A 23,315-nucleotide genomic window follows, 5' to 3' on the forward strand; every position below is an offset into this window, starting at 1 on the left:
ATGGCCTGCCGGGTGGAGGCGGCCGTCACCGCTTGCAGAGGGCCAGCACCACCTCCTGCTCCGTGCAGGGGCGGTTGCGCGGTTGCGGCGGCGCCGACGACGCCGCGCTGACGGCCGCCGTCTTGCCGGCAATGCAGGCGCGCAGGCGCTTTTCCATCGGCGGGTAGTAGCGCCAACCCTGGCCAAGGGGCGGCAGTTCCAGACGCACCTGTTTCCACTTCGGATGGCCGTTGGCCTGGAGCTTGTCGAAGTTCGCGCAGAGCGATTCGGCAAATTGGGTGAGGTTTCCTACGGTCGACTGCAGGCCGTAGTCATAGGTGACCAGATAGGCCTTGACGGTCCAGGTCGGAATGTCGGCCGTCAGCCAGGACGAATAGCTGGACGCGCGGATCGTCGCGGGGAAGTAGGTCTTCTTCCCCCGCGTGGTTTCCGGTGCCTTCTCGTCGAGCTTCAGGATCTTGATGTAGTTGCGCGCCTCCGGCTGCATGTCGGTGAACAGCTTGGCCGGCTGCCCGGCGACGATGATGGCAATGTCGATCGTCTTGTCGACGGTCAGCGCGACCAGCGCGTCTTCATTGCTCAGGAACTGCGCGTTGGCCGCAGGAATCGGCTCGCCGAACATCAGCTGGTAAAGCGTTCTCGACGTCAACGCGGTGCCGCTGCCGATCGGCCCGACGCCGAGCTTCTTGCCCTTGATTTCGTGGATGAACTCCAGCGGCGAGTCGGCGCGGGCGACGAAATAGATCTCTTCGTCATAGAGCGGCATGATCAGCCGCAGCGGCCGGATGATGTTGCCGGCCTCGGAATTGCCGGCCTTGGCCTCGTCCAGAAAGGCCTGGAAGACGTCGGACTGGACCAGCGCCAGCTTGACGCCGGGCTCGAAGCGCATGCGCTGGACGTTCTCCGCCGAACCCTTCGAGTCCAGCACCTCGAGGTCGATGCCGGCAGGGTCGGCAATCCACTTGGCGAGGTCGCGGCCGATCTGGATGTAGGTGCCGCTCTTCGACGCGGTGACGATCTTGTACTGCGTCCGGGTCTGCGCGAAGGCCGGCAACAGGAAGGCCATGAATAGCAGTCCCGCGAGGATGGATTTGATTCGCATGCTGGCTCCAACTAAAGGTGGAAGTCGCGCCAGGCAATGCCGGGCCCGTTCTTGGTGCTCCCTGTCGTCTGGTTCTATCTTTTTGCGCACAGCGCCAATGCCGCGAGCGCATCACTGCAAACTTTGTTCCCGGCGGCTGCCGGGGCGCTCGCTGGCTCACGGACGGCAATCTTCGGCACAACCACTGTCGCGGCGGGCGGGGCCGGGGGCTCGGGCGCGACGGCAGGCGCAGCGACGGTGGCGGCGGTCGGCGCGACGGCGGCCGCGGCGACCGGAGCCGGTGCTGCGGCGGGCGCATCCGCGACGTTGTCGGGCACCTCCTCGCGCACCGAGGCCGATTGCCGCTGTTCCTGAAGTTTGCGATCGAGCGTCTGCTGCAGCGACTGCACGGTCGGGTTGTTGGCATGGTCGGTGTCGAGGACCTCGAGCCCGCGCTCCGCCACCACCAGGTCGCCGCTTTTCAATGCGCTGCGCACCATCTCCACATTCATCTTGAACTCACGCAGCTTGGCGTCCTCGCGCTGCTTGTCGAGATAGAAATGGTCGAAAGCGAAGGCGAATGCGAGCAAGCCCACCAGCGATGCGGCAATGCCGAGCACGAGGCGGTTCGGCGTGATGCCACTGTCGGCCCAGTCCACTCGCCCCTCGCCGGCCGCGTTCCGCCGCCAAGGCACGCCGGGGCGGACAAAGCCCACATTGGAGCCCACTTCCTCCATGATCGCGGTCGACGGGACGGGGTGGCTGGTCACATCGCTCGGCTCTTGCGGGTCCATGAGCGGGTAGTCGACCTCGTACGTTGCCAGCGACCTGCCCACGCCGTGCTCGATCGCGACCTCGACGTCGTACCTTGGATCGCGTGCGCCATCCGCCCCGGTGCGATCGGTACCGCAGAACGGGCAAAACCGCTCACGCTCCTGCAGCAGCTCACCACAATGTTTGCAGGGCTCCAGCAACGATGTGTCCGAAAAATCGGCCAGATTCACCATGGTTCTGAACGGGGGTCGTGCGCAGGACGGGGCATGCTCGTTTCATTTTGGCCCTGATTTCGTGCTGCACCAACCCCATCGGGCGGCCGACTTGACAACCCGGCCGTTACCCCGATTGCCGGAGGACCAGTCGAGGCTCCACCAGGAAGGTCTGCCTTGCCCGGCCGGGTGTCTGGATGCGGCCGAGCAGGATCTCCGCGGCATGTTCTCCCAGCTCGCATGGGCGGATGTCCACCGTGCTCAGCGGCGGATTGGAGAGCGCGGCGTCCTGCACGTTGTCGAAGCCCATCAGCGCAAAGTCCTCGCCGGCGCGCATTCCGCGTTCGCCCAGCGCCGACAGCGCGCCAAACGCCACCACGTCGTTGTAGCAAACCGCAGCGGTCGGACGCGGCGTCCTGTCCAGCAAGGCGTTCATGGTTTCGTAGCCGCCGGTGCGCGTCGGCTGCGCAGGCACCAGCAGGTCTTCGTCGAAGGCGAGATTCCGCTCGGCCAGTGCCGCCCTGAATCCCTTCAGCCGCTGTTCGAGCACCACGCCAGTGCGCCCGCCGATGAATCCGATGCGCGTGTGCCCCGCCTCGATCAGGTGCCGTGTAGCGGCATAGATGCCACGCTCGTTGTCGGCGCCTGCGAAGTCGTACTTGCCGGGCCCCAGTGTGCGGACCATCACGACCAGAGGCATTCCCCACCCCTCCACATCCCGGGTCAGGCTGCGCGGAGTTCCATAGGCCGGGCACAGGACAAGGCCCGCCGCGCCCTGCTCCCTCATGGTGCGCAGGACCCGGTCCTGGCGGTCGACGTCCTCGCTGGTGTGGGCCATCAGGACGATGTATCCCGCCTCGACCAGCTTGCGCTCGACACCGACCAGGATCTCCGCGAAGAAGGGGTTGGTGAGGTCGTTGACGATGACGCCGATGGTCTTTGACGTCTTGCCGCGCAGTTCTCCTGCACGGCTGTTGTAGACGTAGCCGATCTTGCGCGCCGCCTCCCGTACCCGCTCAGCCGTGTCCGGCGGAATCAGCGGGCTGTTCTTGAGGACCAGCGAAACGGTCGACTTGGAAACCTCCGCCGCCGCGGCGACGTCGAGGATCGTGACTGCGCGTGTCGAGTTCGATTTGCTCATGGTGGTCTAGGTGTTTTCCCGCACTTAAATAAAAGCGCTTGATCTTTTACTGGAACGTTCCAATAATTCATTCAACCGTTCCAACAAATGTAGCCGCAAAGGAGACGACATGGACATCAGAGACAAGACCGGATGGGGCCTGATCGGCGCGAGCACCATCGCCTCGGAGCACATGATCGAGGCCATTCGCGCACAGCAAGGGCATGAGGTCGTGGCCGTTGCCAGCAGCAGCGCGGACCGTGCCCGCGACTTCGCCGCGAAGCACGGGATTGCGGGCGCGTACGACTCGGTCGGGAAGCTCCTTGCCGATCCCGCCGTGCAGGTGGTCTACATCAGCACCACCAATGAACTGCATCGCGACCAGGTGATCGCGGCAGCGGCAGCCGGCAAGCACGTTCTCTGCGAAAAGCCGCTGGCCCTGGACCTGGACGACGCGCAGCAAATGGTGCGCGCCTGCGTCGAGGCCGGCGTGGTGATGGCCACGAACCACCATCTGCGCAACGCGGCCACGCATCGCAAGATCCGCGAGCTCGTCCAGGGTGGTGCGATTGGCCGCCCGCTCTTTGCGCGCGTTTTCCATGCCGTGTACCTGCCGCCGCATCTGCAAGGCTGGCGCATCGACAAGCCCGCGGCCGGCGGTGGCGTGATCCTCGACATCGCCGTCCACGACGCCGACACGCTGCGCTTCATCCTGGGCTCGGAACCGGTCGAAGCGGTTGGCGTCTCGCAGTCCGCCTCCCTCGCCCGCGAAGGCCTGGAAGACGGCGTGATGGCGGTATTGCGCTTCGACAACGGCGTGGTCGCGCAACTGCACGACGCCTTCACCGTGCCCTTCGCCGGGACGGGCATCGAGATCCACGGCGACAAGGGCTCCATCATCGGCCGCAACGTGATGACCCAGAAGCCGATCGGCGACCTGCTGCTGCGCGACGCGCAAGGCGAGCGCGCCGTACCCATTGACCACGAAGGTCTCTATGCCCGCGGCGTGGCCCGGTTCTGCGCCGCCCTTCGCGGCGAAGGCGAGCCCGCCGCCACCGCGAGGGATGGGGTGCGCTCCCTCGCCACGGCACTGGCCATTGCACAAGCCTGCCGCACGGGCAAATCCGTCCGCGTGGCCCCACTCGAAGCCTAGGAAATTCCATGAAAAAAGTGATATCCGCCGACCAGGCGGCGGGACTTGTTCGTTCCGGAGATGTCGTGAGCATCAGTTCGTCGAGCGGCCTCGGCTGCCCTGACAAGGTATTGGCCGCCCTCGGCGCGCGCTTCGACAAGGAAGGCCTTCCGCGCAACCTGACCACGCTGAACCCCATTGCCGCCGGCGACATGTACGGCATCAAGGGCATCGACCACATCGCCAAGCCGGGACTGCTGTCCCGCGTGCTGGCCGGGTCCTATCCGAGCGGCCCCTCCTCGCTGCCGATGCCTGCCATCTGGCACATGGTGGTGGACAACGAGATCGAGGCCTACAACATCCCCAGCGGGATCCTCTACGACATGCATCGGGATGCCGCCGCGAAGCGCCCCGGCGTGCTGACCAAGGTCGGCCTCGGCACCTTCGTCGACCCGGACCTGCAGGGCTGCGCCATGAACGAGGCCGCGGCCGCCAACCCGGTCGTGCGCAAGGAGACATTCGACGGACAGGAGTGGCTCTACTTTCCGGCGATCGCGCCGCAGGTCGCCATCATCCGTGCCACCACGGCCGACGAGCACGGCAACCTGACCTACGAACATGAGGGCGCCCTGCTCGGCGGCCTGGACCAGGCCCTGGCCGCTCGCAACAACGGCGGCATCGTCATTGCGCAAGTCAAGCGCGTCGTCAAGCAGGGCAGCCTGCGCCCGCATGACGTGCATGTGCCCTGCAACCTCGTGGACTACCTCGTGGTCGACCCCGAGCAATGGCAGACCACGCAGACGCCCTACGACCCGGCCATCAGCGGCGAAATCGCCCAGCCCCTTGCGACCTTCGAGCCGCAAGCGTGGGGCGCCGAGAAAGTGATCTCGCGCCGCGCGGCGATGGAACTGGCGCACGGCCATGCGGTGAACCTCGGCTTCGGCATCTCGGCCAACGTGCCCCGCATCCTGCTGGAGGAAGGGCTCCATGGCGAAGTCACCTGGGCCATCGAGCAAGGCGCCGTGGGTGGCATGCCGCTGCTTGGCTTCGCGTTCGGATGCGCATCCAACGCGGACGCGATCATGGCCTCGCCGAACCAGTTCACCTACTTCCAGGGTGGCGGCTTCGACGTGACCTTGCTGTCCTTCCTGCAGGTTGACGGCAACGGCAGCGTCAACGTCTCGAAGCTGGGTTCGAAGCCCTACCTCACCGCGGGCTGCGGCGGCTTCGTGGACATCACCGCGCATGCCCGGCGCATCGTGTTTTCCGGCTTCTTCACGGCAGGCGCCAAGCTCGAAGTGGGCAACGGCAGGCTGACGATCCTCAAGGAAGGCAAGACCCGCAAGTTCGTCAAGTCGGCCGAGCACATCACCTTCAGCGGCGTGATCGGGCGCCAGCGCGGGCAGCGCGTGACCTACGTGACCGAGCGCTGCGTGATCGATCTCGAGGACGATGGCCTGGTCGTGCGCGAGATCGCACCCGGCGTCGACTTGCAGCGCGACGTGCTCGACCAGGCCGAGGTGGCGCTTCGGGTGGCGAAGGACCTGCGGGTGATGGACGCGGCACTGTTCACCGACGCGCCGTTCGGCCTGCAGCTCAAGGCCGAGGAGCCGCGTCGAGGCGCCGTATCCGAGGTCGCGGCAAAGCGCCGTGCAGCCGAGGCAGCGTTGCTCGCCGACGCGGTCGACCTGCCGGTCATGGTCGAGGAGAGGCAACGTGTCTGAGTCGCTGGTCCATCTGGAGCGCGACGCACACGTCGCGACGGTCACGCTCAACCGGCCGGCCAAGCTGAACTCGTTGACGCCGGCGATGCTGGATCGACTGGAACTTGCAGCGCGGGAATTGGACGCCGACACCGATGTGCGGGTCGTCGTGCTCTTGGGCGGCGGCGAGAAGGCGTTCTGCGTGGGCGCCGACATCAACGAATGGGCCGCGCTGCAGCCGCTGGACATGTGGCGCCGCTGGGTGCGCCGCGGTCACCAGGTGTTCGACCAGTGGGCGCGCCTTCGGCAGCCGGTCATCACCGCCGTCAATGGGCACGCGTTCGGCGGCGGCCTCGAACTGGCGATCACGGGTGACATCCGCATTGCCGTCGACACAGCGCAGTTCGCGCTGCCCGAAGCATCCATCGCGACGTGTCCCGGTTGGTCCGGCACGCAGCGACTGGTGCAGCTGATCGGCGCGAGCCGTGCCAAGTACCTGGCGCTGAGCGGCACCCGCTTGTCGGCCCGCGATGCGTTGAGTGCCGGGCTGGTTCACGAGGTAGTGCCTGCCTCCGAACTGAGGACCCGCGCCGCCGCGCTGGCCCGCGAGATGGCGACGAAGGCGCCGGTGTCGTTGCAGCTGACCAAGCAACTCATCAACGCGGCGGCAGGCGAAGACGCTGCCGCCACGCTGGAGGCGATGGCGGGCGCCCTCGCCGCTTCGACGCAGGACGCCACCGAAGGCATCCAGAGCTTTCGCGAAAAGCGCGCACCCAGCTACCTGGGCCGCTGATCTTTCAAACACAGGACAACTCCATGAGCACCCTTTCAATCACCCAACCCGACGTACTGAGCCGCACACCTTTCCAGGGCAAGCTCCTGATCGACGGCAAGTGGGCCGATGCAGCCGACGGCTGCACGCTGGACCGCCGCTCACCGGCGCACGACACCCTGGTCGCGGTCTATGCCAAGGCGGGCGTCGTCGACGCCGAACGCGCCATCGCCGCGGCGCGCAAGGCCTTCGACAAGGGACCGTGGCCGCACATGAAGGGCGCCGAACGTGCGCGCATCCTGCGTGCTGTCGCCGAAGGCATCCTGGCGCGCAAGCACGAACTGGCATTGATGGAGACGCTGGAGAACGGCAAGCCAATGAGCCAGTCGCTGGCCGAGATCGACGGCGCTGCCGACCTGTGGCACTACGCCGCGACACTGGCGCGCAACCTGCACGGCGACAGCTACAACACGCTCGGCGAGACGACACTTGGCGTGGTCCTGCGCGAACCCATCGGGGTCGTCAGCATCATCACGCCCTGGAACTTTCCGTTCCTGATCGTCAGCCAGAAGCTGCCGTTCGCCATGGCTGCAGGCTGCACCGCGGTGGTGAAGCCGGCCGAGGTGACGTCCGGCACGACCGTGATGCTCGGCGAGATACTCCAGGCCGCCGGCGTGCCCGATGGCGTCGTCAACATCCTGGTCGGCCGCGGCAGCGTGGTAGGCGACGTACTGGTCACGCACCCGGATGTCGACATGCTGTCTTTCACCGGCTCCACCGCCGTTGGCAAGCAGGCCGTTGCCAAGTCCGCACAGACCTTGAAGAAGGTCTCGATGGAACTGGGCGGCAAGAACCCCCAGATCATCTTCCCGGACTGCGACTGGGACGCGGCCGTCGATGCCGCAGTGTTCGGCATCTACTTCAACGCCGGCCAGTGCTGCAACAGCGGCAGCCGCATCCTCGTGCATGAAGCGATTGCGCAGCGCTTCACGGCCGCGGTTGTCGAGCGCTCGAAGCTGGTGAAGGTCGGCGACCCGCTCACGCCCGGCGTGCAGGTCGGCGCGATCACCACCGACAAGCAACTCGAGACGATCCTGTCGCACGTCGAAGGCGCGCGCCGCGGTGGCGCCACGGTCGCACTCGGCGGCTCGCGCATCGACACGACCGGCATGTACGTCGAACCCACCGTCGTCACGGGCGTCACCCGCGACATGGCGATCGCCAAGGAAGAAGTCTTCGGGCCCGTGCTGGCAGTCCTGACCTTCAAGGACCTGGACGAAGCCGTCGAGTTGGCCAACAGCACGCTCTATGGCCTGTCGGCCGCGGTCTGGAGCCAGGACTTCAGTACCTGCCTGGCGGCAGCACGGCGCATCAAGGCCGGCACGGTCTGGGTCAACACCTTCCTCGAAGGCCATGCCGAGCTGCCCTTCGGCGGCTACCACGAAAGCGGCATCGGCCGCGAGCTCGGCCGCTTCGCGACCGAGGACTACACCGAGACCAAGACCCTGCACATGCACATCGGCGCGCGCACCGACTGGTACCTGCCGCGCTGACTTTCCCTCGCCCGACCACCGCTCCGACCCCTGAACCCCCGCCCCAACTACTTACTGGAGACATCATGAAGAAGCAGCTCATCACCCTCGCGATCGCCGCATCCTTTGCGGTCCCCGCCCTCGCCCAGCAACAAAGCGTGGAGGTCCTCCATTGGTGGACCTCCGGCGGCGAAGCCTCGGCGCTCAACGTGCTCAAGCAAACGCTCGAGAAGCAGGGCGTGACCTGGAACGACATGCCCGTGGCCGGTGGCGGCGGCGAGGCCGCGATGACCGCGGTGCGCGCCCGCGTCACGGCCGGCAACCCGCCGACGGCCGTGCAACTGCTCGGCTTCGACGTACAGGACTGGGCCAAGCAAGGCGTGCTCGCCGACCTGAACGACCTGGCCGCCAAGGGTAATTGGGACAAGGTGGTGCCACCTGCGCTGCAAAAGTTCTCCAAGTTCAACGGCAAGTGGATTGCGGTGCCGGTGAACCTGCACACGACCAACTGGATCTGGGCCAACAAGGAAGTGCTGGCCAAGGCCGGCGTGACCAGCGAGCCCAAGGACTTCGACGAATTCATCGCCAGCGCCGAGAAGGTGCAGAAGGCCGGCTTCATCGCGATCGCGCACGGCGGCCAGCCTTGGCAGGACGCGACCGTCTTCGACAGCGTCGTGCTGGCGACCGGCGGCGTCGACTACTACAAGAAGGCCTTCATCGACCTCGACACGAAGACGCTCGGCTCGCCCACGACGCTGAAGGTGTTCCAGCGCATGTCGCAGATCCGCAAGCTGGTCGACAAGGACTTCTCGGGCCGCGACTGGAATGTCGCGTCCGGCCTGGTGATCAGCGGCAAGGCAGGCTTCCAGATCATGGGCGACTGGGCCAAGGGCGAGTTCGTCAATGCGAAGAAGGTGCCGGGCAAGGACTTCAATTGCTACCGCTTCCCGGGCACGCAGGGCACGGCGGCATTCAACACCGACAACTTCGCGATGTTCAAGCTGAGCGATCCGGCCAAGACAGCCGCGCAGATGAAGATGGCTGCGGACGTCATGGACCCGTCCTTCCAGTCGTCCTTCAATGTCATCAAGGGTGCCGCACCTGCACGTTCCGACGTCGCGGATGCAGCCTTCGACGAGTGCGGCAAGAAAGCCATCAAGGACGTGGCCGAAGCCAGCAAGAACAATACGCTGGTCGGCTCCATCGCGCACGGCCATGCGGTGCCGGCCTCGATGAAGAGCGCCTTCTACGACGTGATCACGCGTCACTTCAACGGCCAGATCGACGACAAGAAGGCTGTCGCGGAACTGGTGTCGGCCGCCAAGAACTGAGCGCCCGACCTTCCCTCGACCTTCGGGTGGCGCACGCCACCCGGCCAGCGGAGCCCTGCCATGAAATCCGGTTACCTACCCAAGCTGCTGTTCAGCCCCAGCGTGTTTCTCGTGCTGGTGTGCGTGTATGGCTACATCATGTTCACGATCTACCTGTCCTTCACCACGTCGACGATGCTGCCGACGACGGAATGGGCCGGAACTGCCGCCTACGCGCGACTGCTGGGGCTGGAGAACTGGCAGGTGTCGCTGTCCAACCTCGCGACCTTTGCCAGTCTCTACATCCTCATCGCGATGGCAATGGGCCTGGGCCTGGCGATCCTGATCGACCAGAAGATCCGCTCGGAAAGCCTGTTCCGGTCCATCTTCCTCTATCCGATGGCGCTGTCCTTCATCGTCACCGGCACGGCCTGGAAGTGGCTGCTCGACCCCGGCGTGGGACTGGAGCGATCCATCCATCTGCTGGGCTGGGAGAGCTTCTCCTTCACCTGGATCAAGGACAGCGAGATGGCGATCTACTGCGTGGTGATCGCCGCCGTCTGGCAGACCAGCGGCTTCGTCATGGCGATGTTCCTGGCCGGCCTGCGTGGCGTCGACACGGAGCAGGTCAACGCGGCCAAGGTCGACGGCGCCAAGACCTGGCAGATCTACCTGCGGATCATCCTGCCGCAGCTCGGGCCGGTGTTCGTCTCGGCCTTCGTGATCCTGGCGCACATGGCCATCAAGTCCTACGACCTGGTGATCGCGCTGACCAATGGCGGACCGGGCCGATCGACCTGGCTGCCTTCCGTCTTCATGTACCAGTACACGTTCACCCGCAACGAGATGGCTGTTGGCGCCGCCAGCTCGGTGCTGATGCTGGTCGCCATCGGTGCCGTGGTGCTCCCCTACCTCTTCAGTGAAATGCGGAAGGTCAAAAATGGCTAATGCAGCAACCCATGCCGCGCCGCACGCGCACGGCGCCAGTGGCATCCAGCCCCGGCTGGACATCGCCCGCATCGTTCTCTACGTCGTCCTGTTCGGCTTCGCCGTGGTGTTCCTGATGCCGGTCTACGTGATGGCGGTGAACTCGTTCAAGCCGCTCGACGAGATCCGTACCGGCAACATGATGTCGCTGCCGATCGACTGGACGATCGCACCTTGGCTGAGCGCTTGGAGCACCGCGCAGATCGGCGTGCAACCAACGGGACTGAAGCCCTTCTTCATCAACTCGTTCCTGCTGGTGATTCCGTCCGTGGCGCTCTCGACGCTGATCGGCGCGTTGAACGGCTACATCCTGACGCAGTTCAAGTTCCGCGGGGCCAACCTGATGTTCGCGGCGATGCTGTTCTCGGTGTTCATTCCGTTCCAGATCGTGCTGATCCCGATGGCCAAGACCTTGGGCTTCCTGGGCCTGGCGGGCACGGTGAAGGGCCTGATCTTCGTCAACACGGTGTATGGCATCGGCTTCACGACGCTGTTCTTCCGCAACTACTACGCGGCGTTTCCGACGGAGTTGATCCGCTCGGCCCGCATGGACGGCGCCGGCTTCTTCGGTGTGATGGGTCGCATCCTGCTGCCCAACAGCACGCCGATCATCGTCGTGACCGTGATCTGGCAGTTCACCAACATCTGGAACGAGTTCCTGTTCGGCGCGTCGTTCAGCGACTTCAGCTCCTACCCGCTCACGGTGGCGTTGAACAACCTGGTCAACAGCAGCACCGGGGTCAAGGAATACAACGTCCATTTCGCGGGCGCGTTCATCGCGGCAATTCCAACGCTCGTCGTGTACCTCGTGTCCGGCAAGTACTTCGTTCGCGGCCTGATGGCCGGCTCGGTCAAGGGCTGAACGCCCCTATCGCCCAAACCCTTTCAGGAGATAAATCATGGCATCCCTCGACCTCGTCAACGTGCAGAAAAGCTTCGGCCCGATCAAGATCCTGCACGACATTTCCATCGGCTTGCAGGACGGCGAGTTTCTCGTCCTGGTCGGCCCCTCCGGCTGCGGCAAGAGCACCTTGATGAACATCATCGCCGGGCTGGAAGAGCCGACCGCCGGCTCGCTCAAGCTGCAGGGCCGCGACATCACGAACGTGGCGCCGGCCGAACGCAACATCTCGATGGTGTTCCAGTCGTACGCGCTGTACCCGAACATGACCGTCGCCAAGAACATCGAGTTCCCGCTCGAGATGCGCAAGGTCGAGAAGTCGGCGCGCGCCGAGCGGGTCAAGTCGGTGTCGAAGCTGCTCCAGATCGAGCATCTGCTCGATCGCAAGCCGCGGCAGCTCTCCGGTGGCCAGCGCCAGCGTGTCGCGATCGGCCGGGCGCTGGCGCGTGAACCGCAGCTCTATCTCTTCGATGAGCCGCTGTCGAACCTCGACGCACAACTTCGCGTAGACATGCGCACCGAGATCAAGAAGCTGCACCAGCGGCTGAAGGCGACCATCGTCTACGTCACGCACGACCAGATCGAGGCGATGACGCTCGCGACGCGCATTGCAGTGATGAAGGGCGGAGTCCTTCAACAGCTCGGCACGCCGTATGAGGTCTACAACCAACCGGCAAACACCTTCGTCGCGAGCTTCATGGGATCGCCGCGCATGAACCTCGTCAAGGCGCGCGTGTCCGGAACGGGCGGCGCGTTGAGCCTGGACATCCAGTCCGGCCAGGGCGCGCGCGTGAGCATTGCGTTGCCGCCCTCGGCGACGCCGGCGGGGTTGCAGGCCTATGCCGGCCAGGAAGTCATCGCCGGCATTCGTGCCGAGGCTGTGAGCCTGGCGCGGGACGGCATGGTCGCGGGGCCGACGCATTGCTTCGTCGATGCCCGCGTCGAAGTGATCGAGCCGACGGGCGCCGACACGCTGGTGGTGCTGAACCTGGGCGGCAACGAGTTCACGGTTCGCCTGGAGCCCGACGCGCCGCTCAAGCCCGAGCAGAACGCGCGCTTCCTCATCGACCTGTCGAAGCTCGTGTGCTTCGACGCGAAGACCGAATCGCTGATCGCGTGAGCGCCATGACGACACGCGACGTTTACGACGTGGTAATCATCGGCTCCGGGGTCGGCGGCGGCGCCGTCGCCCGCCAGCTGGCGGGCACCGCTGCGCGCGTGTTGATCCTGGAACGCGGCCCGGTGTTGCCGCGCGAGCCCGAGAACTGGAGCCCGGAATCGGTGTTCGTCGACCTACGTTATCGCAGCGCGGAGACCTGGACCAGCGGTGAGCGGCGGTTCAGGCCGGGCCAGTATTACTTTGTCGGCGGCCATACCAAGTTCTATGGCACGGCCATGTTCCGCTTCCGGGAGCAGGACTTCGGCGCACTCGAGCACGAAGATGGTGTTTCGCCAGCGTGGCCCATCAGCTACGGGGACCTTGAACCCTGGTACGCGCAGGCCGAGCATCTCTTCGGCGTTCGCGGACAGGCCGGGCTCGATCCGACCGAACCGCCGCGCGGGGCGCCCTACGAGCATGCACCCATACCGCATGAGCCGGTGCTTGCCGACATCGCCCGGCGCCTCGAAGCGCAGGGACTGAAGCCCTTTCCAATGCCTGCGGCGGTCGACTTCGGACCGGGCGGCCGTTGCCAGCGCTGCGGCACCTGCGACGCATTTCCTTGTCGCATCGATGCGAAGGGCGATGCCGAGACATGCCTCGTTCGGCCGGCCCTGCTGCAACCCAACGTCCAGTTGACCTCCGAGGCGTATGTGGATCGCCTCATCACCGACGACACCGGACGCCGCATCGTGGCAGCGGAAATCATCGAGCGCGGCGTGAAGCGGCGCATCCGTGGCGGCCTGTTCGTGTTGAGCGCGGGTGCCGTCAACTCGGCGGCGTTGCTGCAACGCTCGGCGACAGCGCGCCATCCGCGGGGCCTGGCCAATTCCAGCGATGTCGTCGGCCGCCACTTCATGAACCACAACTGCACCGGGCTGATGGCCTTGCATCCCGTCAAGCGCAATCACACCAGGTTTCCGAAGACGCTCTCCATCAACGACTGCTACTTCAGCGACCTGGAAGGCAAGGGACCGCCGTTGGGCAACCTGCAACTGCTGGGCAAGTTGAGCGAACCGATCCTGCGTGGGGCCATGCCGGCATGGACGCCCCGCGTGCTGCGCCAGTGGGTGGCCGAACACAGTGTCGACTGGTATGTCATGTCCGAAGACCTGCCGCACCGTGACAGCACCGTGCGCGTCAACACCGACGGCACCATCGACCTGCGCTGGCACCGCACCAACATGGGCGCCCATCGCAAATGGGTGCGGACCGCGAGCCGCATCATCCAGCGCACCGGGTATCCGATCGTGCTGGCGAAGCCCTTCACGATGGACACGCCTTCCCACCAGTGCGGCACCGTGCGTTTCGGCAACGACCCCGCGACCTCGGCGCTCGATCCGCTGTGCAAGGCCTGGGACCACGAAAACCTCTACGTGGTCGACGCCAGCTTCTTTCCCTCGTCAGCGGCCGTCAACCCCGCGCTGACCATCGCGGCGCAGGCGCTGCGCGTCGGCCATCACCTTCGAACGGAAGTCCTTCAATGACAATGACCCGACCCCTGGCGGTGGTGACCGGCGCGCGCCGCGGCATCGGCGCCGGCATCGCGATCGAACTCGCATCGCGTGGCTTCGACATTGCCCTGACCGACATCGAAGCAACCGGCGCGGAGCCCACGCTGGCCGCCGTCGAGGCGCACGGCGCGCGCTGCAAGCTCTTCGAGTCCGACCTCGGCCACGTCGAGGAACATGCCGCGGTCATCCGGCGTATCGCCGAATGGCACGGCCCCATCTCGGCCCTGGTCAACAACGCAGGCATCCCGGCACCGAGCCGCGGCGATCTGCTCGACGTGACGCCCGCATCGTTCGACCGCGTGCTCGAAGTGAACCTGCGCGGCACCTTCTTCTTCACCCAGGCCGTGGCGCGCCACATGGTCGAAACGCATTCCACGCACTCGCGCGCCATCGTCACCGTTTCATCGGTCAGCGTGGAGATGGCCTCGATCGAGCGTGGCGAGTATTGCGTTTCCAAGTCGGGCCTGGGCATGCTGACCAAGCTGTTCGCGCTGCGGCTCGCACCGCTGGGTATCGGCGTATTCGAAGTCCGGCCCGGCGTGATCCGCACACCGATGACCGAAGGCGTGGCCGGCAAGTACGAGCAACGCATCACCGATGGCCTGGTGCCCATGGGGCGCTGGGGCTACCCCGAGGACGTGGCCCGCGCGGTGGCAGCGCTGGCCAGTGGACAGCTCGGCTTCTCAACGGGCAGCGTCATGCACGTGGACGGCGCCCTTTCCATTCCGACGCTATGAAAACCGAAAACTACGACTACATCATCACGGGCGGCGGCTCCGCCGGCTGCGTGCTGGCGAACCGGCTGAGCACCGATCCCTCCGTGAAAGTACTGCTGCTCGAAGCGGGCGGCTCGGATCGACACCCGTTCTTCCACATGCCCGCGGGCTTCGCGAAGATGACCAAGGGCATCGGCTCATGGGGTTGGCAAACCGTTCCGCAAAAACACATGAAGGACCGCGTGCTGCGCTTCACGCAGGCGAAGGTGATCGGCGGCGGCTCGTCGATCAATGCCCAGCTCTACACGCGGGGCGTTGCCGCCGACTATGACGAGTGGGTCAGCGAGGAAGGCGCCACCGGCTGGTCCTATCGCGACGTGCTGCCCTACTTCAAGCGCTCCGAGAACAACCAGCGCTTCGCCAACGAATTCCACGCATACGGTGGCCCGCTCGGTGTGTCGAATCCGATCAGCCCGTTGCCGATCTGCGAGGCCTACTTCCAGGCGGGGCAGGAGCTCGGCATTCCGTTCAACCCCGACTTCAACGGTGCGTCTCAATGCGGCCTCGGCTATTACCAGCTCACGCAATTGAATGCGCGCCGCTCGTCGACCTCGACCGGGTTCCTGAACAGGCAGGTTCGCGCGCGGCCCAATCTGACCGTGATGATGCAGGCGCGTGCGCTGCGCGTGGTGGCTGAAAACGGGCGCGCGGTCGGTGTCGAGGTCGTCAGCGGAAGCGACACGACACCACGCGTGATTCGCGCCGATCGCGAAGTGATCGTGTCGTCCGGCGCGATCGGTTCGCCGAAGCTGCTGATGCAGTCCGGCATCGGGCCGGCCGACCACCTGCGCGCCGTCGGCGTGCCGGTGGTCCATGACCTGCCGGGCGTGGGCGGCAACCTGCAGGATCACCTGGACCTGTTTGTCATCGCCGAGTGCACCGGCGACCACACGTACGACAAGTACAACAAGCCGCAGCATGCCGCACTGGCCGGCTTGCAGTACCTGCTGCTCAAGACCGGACCCGTGGCTTCCAGCCTGTTCGAGACCGGCGGCTTCTGGTATGCCGATCCCAAGGAAAACGCGCGCTCGCCGGACATCCAGTTCCACCTCGGCCTCGGCTCCGGCATCGAGGCGGGCATGGCCAAGCTGAAGAACGCCGGCGTCACGCTGAACACGGCCTACCTGCGGCCGCGTTCGCGCGGCACGGTGCGACTTGCCAGCAGGGACCCTGCGGCGGCGCCATTGCTCGACCCCAACTACTGGTCGGATCCGCATGACCGCGAGATGTCGATCAAGGGACTGCGCCTGGCGCGCGACATCCTGCGTCAGCCAGCCATGAAGCGCTACGTCCAAACGGAGATCCTGCCGGGCACGCGGCTGGAAACCGACCAGGAACTCTTCGACTACGCCTGCGCCAATGCGAAAACCGACCATCACCCCGTCGGCACCTGCCGCATGGGTCCGGCGAGCAACCCCGACAGCGTCGTCACGCCGGACCTGCGCCTGATCGGCATGCAGGGCCTGCGTGTCGTCGATGCCTCCGTCATGCCGCGCGTGCCTTCGTGCAACACGAACGCGCCAACCATCATGGTGGCGGAGAAGGCCGCCGATCACATCCTCGGGCTGAAATGACGCCCACCCCCGCGCGCCTGCGGCGCTCCCTCCGAGGGGGCGCACCCAGCGGGCCGGCAAAGCCGGTTCCACGGGCGCCCACGAACGGGCCTCCGACAACTGATACGCCGCACATGTTTCCACCCACATCCAGGAATCCATCATGCAGATCACTCTTCCCCAGGCCGATGGCACGCTGATGCCGTACACGCTGAAGGCCCAGCCGATCGTTCCGACCGGAACGCCGGCCCCCTTCAATCGCACCGTATTCGCCGCCGCCCACGTGGTCGTGAATCCACTGGCAACGGTCGACCCCTGGGACGCTTCGCCCGTCATCGACTGGGAGCGCACGCTGGCGTTTCGCGAGCACCTCTGGTCGCTCGGCTTCAAGATTGCCGAAGCGATGGACACCGCGCAACGCGGAATGGGTGTGGATTGGCCCGTCGCGCGCGAACTGATCCAGCGCAGCTTGCGCCACGCGAAGACCATCCCCGGCGCGGATCTCGCCTGCGGTGTCGGGACGGACCAACTGGTGCCCGGCCCCGACGTGACGCTGGCCCAGGTCGAGGCCGCGTATCGGGAACAACTCGAAGTCGTCGAGGCCGAAGGTGGCCGCGCGATCCTGATGGCAAGCCGCGCGCTCGTGCGCTGCGCTCGCAGTGCCGACGATTACCTGGCGCTCTACGGCCGGCTGCTGAAAGACGCCTCGAAGCCGGTCGTGCTGCACTGGCTCGGCGAGATGTTCGACCCCGCCTTGTCCGGCTACTGGGGCTCGACCGATCTGCCGACCGCGCTCGACACCGTCGCGCAACTCGTGCGCGACAACGCCTCGCGCGTGGAAGGCATCAAGGTCTCCCTGCTCGACGCGAAGTGGGAACTCGACCTGCGCCGACGCCTGCCCGCCGGCGTGAAGATGTACACGGGCGACGACTTCAACTATGCCGAGTTGATGGCCGGCGACGCGCACGGTCATTCGCACGGACTGCTCGGCATCTTCGACCCGATCGCGCCGGTAGCAGCGGTGGCACTTGGCGAGCTGGCCGCGGGCCGGACCGAACGCTTCCGCGAACTGCTGGACCCCACCGTGACGCTCTCGCGCGAGATCTTTCGTGCGCCGACCCGCCACTACAAGGCAGGCGTCGTGTTCCTGGCCTGGCTCAACGGCCACCAGGACCACTTCTCGATGGCCGGCGGCCTGCAATCGGCACGTGGCGCGGCGCATTTCGCCAAGCTCTTCGAACTGGCCGATGGCTGTGGCGTGCTCAGCGATCCAGAACTCGCACTGCTGCGAATGCAGCGCTATCTGTCCGTCGCCTGCGGGTGAAACGAACCACCCCCGATGCGCCTGCGGCGCCTCCCCCTCCAGGGGGCGCACCCGGCGGCCCGGCGAAGCCGGTTCCGCGGGTGCCCACGAACGGACTTCGCAGGCTCGTCCTGGATTCGAGCGTCTCGGGTCACGCGGTAGCGTGGGGTGAAATGAAACACCCCCGATGCGCCTGCGGTGCCTCTCCCTTTAGGGGGCGCACCCGGCGGGCCGGCGAAGCCGGTTCCGCGGGTGCCCACGAACGGACTTCGCAGGGCTCGTCCTGGGTTCATGTGTCTTGGATCACGCGATAGCGTGTTGGAAAACTGAAATGACTACGACTTTCCCCAATGCAGCCGCCTTGGCGCAACACAAGCCCGGCGTTTCCAACCCGGATCTCTATCGCGCCGCATGGGCCGCCTCGATCGGCAGTGCCCTCGAGTACTACGATTTCGCCCTCTACAACCTGGCCTCGGCGCTGATCTTCGCGCCATTGTTCTTTCCGTCGAGCGACCCCAGCATCGGGCTCATCGCGAGCTTCGGCACCTACTTCCTCGGGTTTGCCATTCGCCCGGTCGGCGGCGTCGTGTTCGGCGTGCTGGGCGACAAGTACGGGCGCAAGTTCGTGCTGATGGCGACGATTCTGCTGATGGGCCTCGCCAGCACGCTGATCGGCCTGCTCCCGACCTACGCCACGGCCGGCATCTGGGCGCCCATCCTGCTGGTCGGATGCAGGCTGATGCAAGGGTTCGGGGCCGGCGCCGAACAGGCCGGTGCGTCCGTGTTGATGTCGGAGTACGCCCCGGCCGATCGGCGCGGATTCTTTGCCGCGCTGCCCTTCATGGGCGTGATGCTCGGAACCGTGATGGCGGCGGCAATCTACTTCATGCTGGTTCGCGTCGAGGACATCTCGCAAAGCTGGCTGTGGCGCCTGCCGTTCCTGCTGAGCGTGATCATCATCGCGGTCGCGGTGTGGATCCGGCTCAAGCTGAAGGAGTCGCCCTCTTTCACCAAACTCGAAGCGCGCCACGAGGTCGATGCGCATCCGCTGCGCCACCTGATGCAGAACTCGAAGGCCTCGGTGCTGAAGGTGATCGGCTTGCGGATGGCGGAGAACGGCGGCTCGTCCATCTACCAATCGCTGGCGATCAGCTATATGGCGACGGCGACCGGGCTGAAGGGAACCATCGGCCCGCTGGCATTGCTGGTCGCGGGCGCCACCGGGGCGCTGATCATCCCGTTCGCGGGCATGCTCAGCGATCGGCTGGGCCGCGTCCCGGTGTATCGCGGCTTCGCGATGTATCAACTGCTGACGGCGTTTCCGGCCTGGTGGATCTTCAGCCAGGGCAATGCGACGGCGAGCATCGCGACGCTGTCGGTGAGCCTGATCGGCGTGTGGGGCATGTTCGCGACCCAGGGCGCCTTTCTGCCGGAGATGTTCGGCGCGCGCCATCGCTATGCGGGCGTGGCGCTCGGCAAGGAGGTGTCTGCCGTGATTGCAGGCGGCATCGCGCCACTGATCGGTGCATCGATCATTGCGTGGGCAGCAACACGATGGGCGGACGCGGGCGGCGCCGTGGTCGCGTGGATTCCACTGGCCTCCTACGTCGCGGTGCTGAGCCTGACCGGCGTCATCACGACCTACCTGACGCCGGAGACGCGAGGCCGCGATCTCGATGCGATGAACGATGCCTGAGGCACACGCATGAACATCGAACGAGACCTGGAACGCATGGCCATCCAGGAGCAAAGGCTGTGCTTCGCGCAATTCGACAATGCTGCTGCCTGGGACCTTGGGACGCGGCTGCGCTCGCGTGCCGAGGTCATCGGCATTGCACTCGCCATCGAGGTTCGCGTCGCACGGGAGACCGTCTTTTTCTTCGCGATGCCCGGCACGACGCCCGCCAATGCCGACTGGGCCCGGCGCAAGCGCAACACGGTCGAGCTGCTGCACAACAGCTCCTACGCAGTCGGGTTATCGCTTGAAGGCGAAGGCATGTCGCTGGAACAGAAGATGGGGCTGCCGGCGCGTGATTTCGCGGTGCACGGAGGCGCCTTCCCGATCCGTGTGGGCACCATGGGCTGCGTGGGCGTCGTCACCGTCTCAGGTGCGCCGCAACGCCAGGACCATGCCGTCGTCGTTGCCGTGCTGGCCGAAATGTGCGGCGTGCCGCCGGCGGACGTGGCGCTGGACTGACCTCATGCGACTTTGCATTTGAAAGCACGAGTGTTCGGGCATCGCCTCTGGATGCGGCTGGGTGTTTGACATGGGTCGTCGAGGTGTTCTGTCGTGGCATCCAAGGCTCGAAACACCTCCAGACCGTCTTGAGCAAAGGTGCCTGCGGGCCCGGCTTGGCGCGCCTGTGGAGCGCCGAGAAGCGCAGCGCAGCCGGCCGCACGCGCTTCGGGGGTGCCTTGCTTTTTAGTTCTTCTCCGCGAGCTGCGCCAGCACCGCGGGATTCTCCAGCGTCGAGGTGTCCTGCGTGATCTCCTCGTCCTTGGCCAGCGAGCGCAGCAGGCGCCGCATGATCTTGCCGCTGCGCGTCTTGGGCAGGTTGTCGCCGAAGCGGATCTCCTTCGGCTTGGCGATCGGCCCGATCTCGCGGCCGACCCAGTTGCGCAACTCGGTGGCGATCTTTTTCGCTGCCGCGCCGGTCGGACGCTCGCCCTTCAGCACGACGAACGCGCAGATCGCCTCGCCCGTGGTGTCGTCGGGGCGCCCGACCACGGCCGCCTCGGCCACCAGGTCGGTGCAGGACACGAGCGCCGATTCGATCTCCATCGTGCCCATGCGATGGCCGCTCACGTTCAGCACGTCGTCGATGCGGCCGGTGATGGTGAAGTAGCCGTTGCCGGGGTCGCGGATCGCGCCGTCGCCGGCCAGGTAGTAGCCCTTGAGTTCCGGCGGAAAGTAGCTGCTCTTGAAGCGATCCGCCTCGCCCCAGATGGTGCGGATCATGCTCGGCCACGGCTTCTTCACGACCAGGATGCCACCTTGCCCGTTCGGCACATCGTTGCCGGTCTCGTCGACGATGGCCGCCGCGATGCCGGGGAACGGCAGCGTGCAGGAGCCCGGCACCAGCGGCGTCGCGCCGGGCAGCGGCGTGATCATGTGGCCGCCGGTCTCGGTCTGCCAGAAGGTGTCGACGATCGGGCAACGGCCGCCGCCGACGTTCCGGTGGTACCACTCCCAGGCGGCGGGGTTGATCGGCTCGCCCACCGAGCCGAGGATGCGCAGGCTCGACAGGTCGTAGCTTTTCGGATGCACGGCGTCGCTGGCGTCGGCCAGCTTGATCAGCGAGCGGATGGCCGTGGGCGCGGTGTAGAACACGCTGACCTTGTGATCCTGGATCATTTTCCAGAAGCGGCCCGCATCGGGGTATGTCGGCACGCCCTCGAACACGACTTCGGTGGCGCCCAATGCGAGCGGGCCGTAGGCGATGTAGGTGTGGCCGGTGACCCAGCCGATGTCGGCGGTGCACCAGAACACGTCGTCGTCCCTGATGTCGAAGGTCCATTTCGTCGTGAGCGCGGCATGCAGCAGGTAGCCGCCGGTCGAGTGCTGCACGCCCTTGGGCTTGCCGGTCGAACCCGAGGTGTACAGCAGGAACAACGGATGCTCGGCACCCACCCATTCGGGCTCGCAGACCTCGGGCTGCCCTTCGGTTTCATCGTGCATCCAGTGGTCGCGCGATGGATGCCAGCCGGTCTTGCCGCCGGTTCGGCGATACACGATCACGTCCTTGACCGATTCGCACCCACCCAGCGCGATGGCGTCGTCGACGATGGCCTTGAGCGGCAATTGCTTGCCGCCGCGCACTTGCTCGTCGGCAGTGATCACCATCACCGCGCCGGCACCTTCGATGCGGTCGCGCAGGCTCTGCGCCGAGAAACCGCCGAACACCACGGAATGGGTGGCGCCGATGCGCGCGCAAGCCTGCATCGCGACCACGCCCTCGATGCTCATGGCCATGTAGATGACGACGCGGTCGCCCTTCTTCACGCCGCGCGCCTTCAGCGCATTGGCCAGTCTGCAGGTGCGCGCCAGCAGGTCGCTGTAGGTGACGCGGGTGACCTGGCCATCGTCCGCCTCGAAGACGATCGCGACCTTGCCGCCAAGGCCGCGCTCGACGTTGCGGTCGAGGCAGTTGTACGAGACGTTCAGCGTGCCGTCTTCGAACCACTTGAAGAACGGGGCATTGCTGTCGTCGAGCGACTTCGTGAACGGCGTCTTCCAGGTCACGAACTCCCGGGCGAGGCGCGCCCAGTAGCCGCCATAGTCGGCCTCGGCTTCGGCCACCAGCGCCTGGTGAGCGGCCATTCCGAATACGTGGGCGCCTTGCATGGTGGCTTCAGGCACCGGGTGAACGGTTGCTGCGTCGTTGCTCATGGTCTTTGTCCTTGAAGTCTGGTTGAACATGGGGATGCGGGAATTTCAGTCGTCTTCATGCGCTCGCAGCCAGCTTGCGATGGCGGCCGCGCTTCGGAAGTCGTCGCAGGCGCGCGCGGGAATGTCGGGGTAGCGGTGGTTCCACATGCGGGTGAGCGCCTGGCCCGGGCCGACCTCCAGCACGCAGCGCACCTGGCGTGCGGCGATGTTTTCCATGCACTCGTCCCAGCGCACCGTCTGCGCGATCTGGGCGGCGAGCGCGGTCCTTGCGGCGCTTGCATCGCGAAGGCGGTCGCCGGTCGCGTTGCTGAACAGCGCGATGCGCGGCGATTGGAATGGCACTTCCGACAACGATTGTGAGAAGCGCTCCGCCGCGTCCCGCATCCAGGGCGTATGAGACGCGACGTTGATGCGCAAGCGGGTGCATTGCGCGCCGTGGTCTTCGGCCCTGCGTTGCGCCAGAACGAGCGCTGCCACCGGGCCGCCGAGCACGACGCTCTCGATGCCGTTGCGGATCGCGAGCGCCAGGCCGGTTTCTTCGCGCAGGCGCTCCAGCGCGGGCTCCGCAAGACCGCTGACGGCGAGCAGGCCGCCGACAACGCGCGAGGCGCTGCTGTCCATGGCCTCGGCACGTAGCGGTGCCAGCGACGTTGCCGTGGCGCTGTCGTACACGCCTGCCGCTGCGAACGCCGCCAGCTCGCCGACGCTGTAGCCAGCGACCACCGCCGGCTGCGGCGCGAGCGGCGCCAACTGGCCCCAGGCGGCGAGCCCCAGACCGGTCAGCAGCGTCTGCGCGCGGGTGTTGTTCGCAGCCCAGACCGGGTCTGCAAGATGAGCACGCCAATCGTCCACGCCCAACCGGGTGCGCACCTCGGCCACACGCGCATCGTCGGCCAACCAAGGCAGCATGGCCGGGTGCTGGGTGCCTTGGCCTGAGAACATCAGCGCGAAAGTCATCGGGTCATTTCCGTGCTTCGCACTGCGGTGCGAGCGCCTTCGGGCGGCCGGGCAGCGCATTGGATAACCTCCGTGCTTCGCACTGCGGTGCGAGCGCCTTCGGGCGGCCGGGCGGCGCATTGGATAACCTCCGTGCTTC

General features: G+C 66.0%; 19 protein-coding genes. 14 read left to right on the forward strand and 5 right to left on the reverse strand.

Annotated features, from left to right (window positions below):
• Positions 1-25: 25 nt before the first annotated feature.
• From WKW80_RS06110 to WKW80_RS06120, 3 genes are all read right to left on the reverse strand, one after another.
• A complete protein-coding gene (locus tag WKW80_RS06110; protein WP_340362650.1) occupies positions 26-1,102 on the reverse strand; it encodes a TAXI family TRAP transporter solute-binding subunit in 1,077 nt (358 codons plus the stop codon).
• A gap of 74 nt (positions 1,103-1,176) precedes the next feature.
• Positions 1,177-2,088 carry a zinc ribbon domain-containing protein gene (locus tag WKW80_RS06115; RefSeq protein WP_340362651.1) on the reverse strand — a complete coding sequence of 304 codons (912 nt, stop codon included), beginning with the start codon at positions 2,086-2,088 and terminating at the stop codon, positions 1,177-1,179.
• Between the two features lie 106 nt (positions 2,089-2,194).
• A complete protein-coding gene (locus tag WKW80_RS06120; protein ID WP_340362652.1) occupies positions 2,195-3,208 on the reverse strand; it encodes a LacI family DNA-binding transcriptional regulator in 1,014 nt (337 codons plus the stop codon).
• A gap of 109 nt (positions 3,209-3,317) precedes the next feature.
• Between WKW80_RS06120 and WKW80_RS06125 the strand changes: the two genes are divergently transcribed.
• From WKW80_RS06125 to WKW80_RS06190, 14 genes are all read left to right on the forward strand, one after another.
• Entirely contained in the window at positions 3,318-4,340 is a 1,023-nt protein-coding gene (locus WKW80_RS06125; protein ID WP_340362653.1) for a Gfo/Idh/MocA family protein, read from the forward strand.
• A gap of 8 nt (positions 4,341-4,348) precedes the next feature.
• The gene (locus tag WKW80_RS06130) at positions 4,349-6,043 is read left to right on the forward strand and encodes an acyl CoA:acetate/3-ketoacid CoA transferase (protein WP_340362654.1); all 1,695 of its coding nucleotides are present in this window, start codon (positions 4,349-4,351) and stop codon (positions 6,041-6,043) included.
• Positions 6,036-6,815, forward strand: a complete 780-nt coding sequence (locus WKW80_RS06135) for an enoyl-CoA hydratase/isomerase family protein (RefSeq protein WP_340362655.1) — start codon at positions 6,036-6,038, stop codon at positions 6,813-6,815. Before WKW80_RS06130 ends, WKW80_RS06135 begins: the two co-directional genes overlap by 8 nt.
• 23 nt (positions 6,816-6,838) lie before the next feature.
• Complete coding sequence (locus WKW80_RS06140; RefSeq protein WP_340362656.1) at positions 6,839-8,347, forward strand: aldehyde dehydrogenase family protein; 1,509 nt, start codon at positions 6,839-6,841, stop codon at positions 8,345-8,347.
• 65 nt (positions 8,348-8,412) lie between these two features.
• Positions 8,413-9,657, forward strand: a complete 1,245-nt coding sequence (locus tag WKW80_RS06145; RefSeq protein WP_340362657.1) for an ABC transporter substrate-binding protein — start codon at positions 8,413-8,415, stop codon at positions 9,655-9,657.
• A 60-nt stretch (positions 9,658-9,717) separates the two neighbouring features.
• Positions 9,718-10,584 (forward strand): carbohydrate ABC transporter permease, encoded by an 867-nt coding sequence (locus WKW80_RS06150; RefSeq protein WP_340362658.1) that lies wholly within the window; start codon positions 9,718-9,720, stop codon positions 10,582-10,584.
• Positions 10,585-10,627: 43 nt separating this feature from the next.
• A complete protein-coding gene (locus tag WKW80_RS06155) occupies positions 10,628-11,485 on the forward strand; it encodes a carbohydrate ABC transporter permease (RefSeq protein ID WP_340362822.1) in 858 nt (285 codons plus the stop codon).
• Positions 11,486-11,522: 37 nt separating this feature from the next.
• Positions 11,523-12,644 carry an ABC transporter ATP-binding protein gene (locus WKW80_RS06160; RefSeq protein WP_340362659.1) on the forward strand — a complete coding sequence of 374 codons (1,122 nt, stop codon included), beginning with the start codon at positions 11,523-11,525 and terminating at the stop codon, positions 12,642-12,644.
• 5 nt (positions 12,645-12,649) lie between these two features.
• Positions 12,650-14,170 carry a GMC oxidoreductase gene (locus WKW80_RS06165; protein WP_340362660.1) on the forward strand — a complete coding sequence of 507 codons (1,521 nt, stop codon included), beginning with the start codon at positions 12,650-12,652 and terminating at the stop codon, positions 14,168-14,170.
• A complete protein-coding gene (locus WKW80_RS06170) occupies positions 14,167-14,934 on the forward strand; it encodes a 3-ketoacyl-ACP reductase (protein WP_340362661.1) in 768 nt (255 codons plus the stop codon). The genes WKW80_RS06165 and WKW80_RS06170 overlap by 4 nt, the downstream gene beginning before the upstream one ends.
• On the forward strand, positions 14,931-16,547 hold the full coding sequence (locus WKW80_RS06175; protein WP_340362662.1) for a GMC family oxidoreductase: 1,617 nt from the start codon (positions 14,931-14,933) through the stop codon (positions 16,545-16,547). The genes WKW80_RS06170 and WKW80_RS06175 overlap by 4 nt, the downstream gene beginning before the upstream one ends.
• Positions 16,548-16,689: 142 nt before the next feature.
• On the forward strand, positions 16,690-17,850 hold the full coding sequence (locus tag WKW80_RS06180; protein ID WP_340362663.1) for a dihydrodipicolinate synthase family protein: 1,161 nt from the start codon (positions 16,690-16,692) through the stop codon (positions 17,848-17,850).
• Positions 17,851-18,160: 310 nt separating this feature from the next.
• Entirely contained in the window at positions 18,161-19,525 is a 1,365-nt protein-coding gene (locus tag WKW80_RS06185) for an MFS transporter (RefSeq protein ID WP_340362664.1), read from the forward strand.
• Between the two features lie 9 nt (positions 19,526-19,534).
• Positions 19,535-20,026 carry a heme-degrading domain-containing protein gene (locus WKW80_RS06190; RefSeq protein WP_340362665.1) on the forward strand — a complete coding sequence of 164 codons (492 nt, stop codon included), beginning with the start codon at positions 19,535-19,537 and terminating at the stop codon, positions 20,024-20,026.
• Between the two features lie 225 nt (positions 20,027-20,251).
• On the opposite strand, the gene acs is transcribed toward WKW80_RS06190, so the two are convergent.
• Together acs and WKW80_RS06200 are read right to left on the reverse strand one after the other, a co-directional pair.
• Entirely contained in the window at positions 20,252-22,219 is a 1,968-nt protein-coding gene (acs, locus tag WKW80_RS06195) for an acetate--CoA ligase (protein ID WP_340362666.1), read from the reverse strand.
• Between the two features lie 45 nt (positions 22,220-22,264).
• On the reverse strand, positions 22,265-23,176 hold the full coding sequence (locus WKW80_RS06200; RefSeq protein ID WP_340362667.1) for an acyltransferase domain-containing protein: 912 nt from the start codon (positions 23,174-23,176) through the stop codon (positions 22,265-22,267).
• Positions 23,177-23,315: the final 139 nt, after the last annotated feature.

The organism is Variovorax humicola (assembly GCF_037889915.1).
GTDB lineage: Bacteria > Pseudomonadota > Gammaproteobacteria > Burkholderiales > Burkholderiaceae_C > Variovorax > Variovorax humicola.

Bases quoted from the DNA above. Each gene is read 5' to 3' on its own strand.
- WKW80_RS06165 (WP_340362660.1), top strand. From the start codon at position 12,650: ATGACGACACGCGACGTTTACGACGTGGTAATCATCGGCTCCGGGGTC.
- WKW80_RS06115 (WP_340362651.1), bottom strand. From the start codon at position 2,088: ATGGTGAATCTGGCCGATTTTTCGGACACATCGTTGCTGGAGCCCTGC.
- WKW80_RS06140 (WP_340362656.1), top strand. From the start codon at position 6,839: ATGAGCACCCTTTCAATCACCCAACCCGACGTACTGAGCCGCACACCT.
- WKW80_RS06130 (WP_340362654.1), top strand. From the start codon at position 4,349: ATGAAAAAAGTGATATCCGCCGACCAGGCGGCGGGACTTGTTCGTTCC.
- WKW80_RS06175 (WP_340362662.1), top strand. From the start codon at position 14,931: ATGAAAACCGAAAACTACGACTACATCATCACGGGCGGCGGCTCCGCC.
- WKW80_RS06190 (WP_340362665.1), top strand. From the start codon at position 19,535: ATGAACATCGAACGAGACCTGGAACGCATGGCCATCCAGGAGCAAAGG.
- WKW80_RS06120 (WP_340362652.1), bottom strand. From the start codon at position 3,208: ATGAGCAAATCGAACTCGACACGCGCAGTCACGATCCTCGACGTCGCC.
- acs (WP_340362666.1), bottom strand. From the start codon at position 22,219: ATGAGCAACGACGCAGCAACCGTTCACCCGGTGCCTGAAGCCACCATG.
- WKW80_RS06150 (WP_340362658.1), top strand. From the start codon at position 9,718: ATGAAATCCGGTTACCTACCCAAGCTGCTGTTCAGCCCCAGCGTGTTT.
- WKW80_RS06200 (WP_340362667.1), bottom strand. From the start codon at position 23,176: ATGACTTTCGCGCTGATGTTCTCAGGCCAAGGCACCCAGCACCCGGCC.
- WKW80_RS06145 (WP_340362657.1), top strand. From the start codon at position 8,413: ATGAAGAAGCAGCTCATCACCCTCGCGATCGCCGCATCCTTTGCGGTC.
- WKW80_RS06170 (WP_340362661.1), top strand. From the start codon at position 14,167: ATGACAATGACCCGACCCCTGGCGGTGGTGACCGGCGCGCGCCGCGGC.
- WKW80_RS06110 (WP_340362650.1), bottom strand. From the start codon at position 1,102: ATGCGAATCAAATCCATCCTCGCGGGACTGCTATTCATGGCCTTCCTG.
- WKW80_RS06185 (WP_340362664.1), top strand. From the start codon at position 18,161: ATGACTACGACTTTCCCCAATGCAGCCGCCTTGGCGCAACACAAGCCC.
- WKW80_RS06160 (WP_340362659.1), top strand. From the start codon at position 11,523: ATGGCATCCCTCGACCTCGTCAACGTGCAGAAAAGCTTCGGCCCGATC.
- WKW80_RS06125 (WP_340362653.1), top strand. From the start codon at position 3,318: ATGGACATCAGAGACAAGACCGGATGGGGCCTGATCGGCGCGAGCACC.
- WKW80_RS06180 (WP_340362663.1), top strand. From the start codon at position 16,690: ATGCAGATCACTCTTCCCCAGGCCGATGGCACGCTGATGCCGTACACG.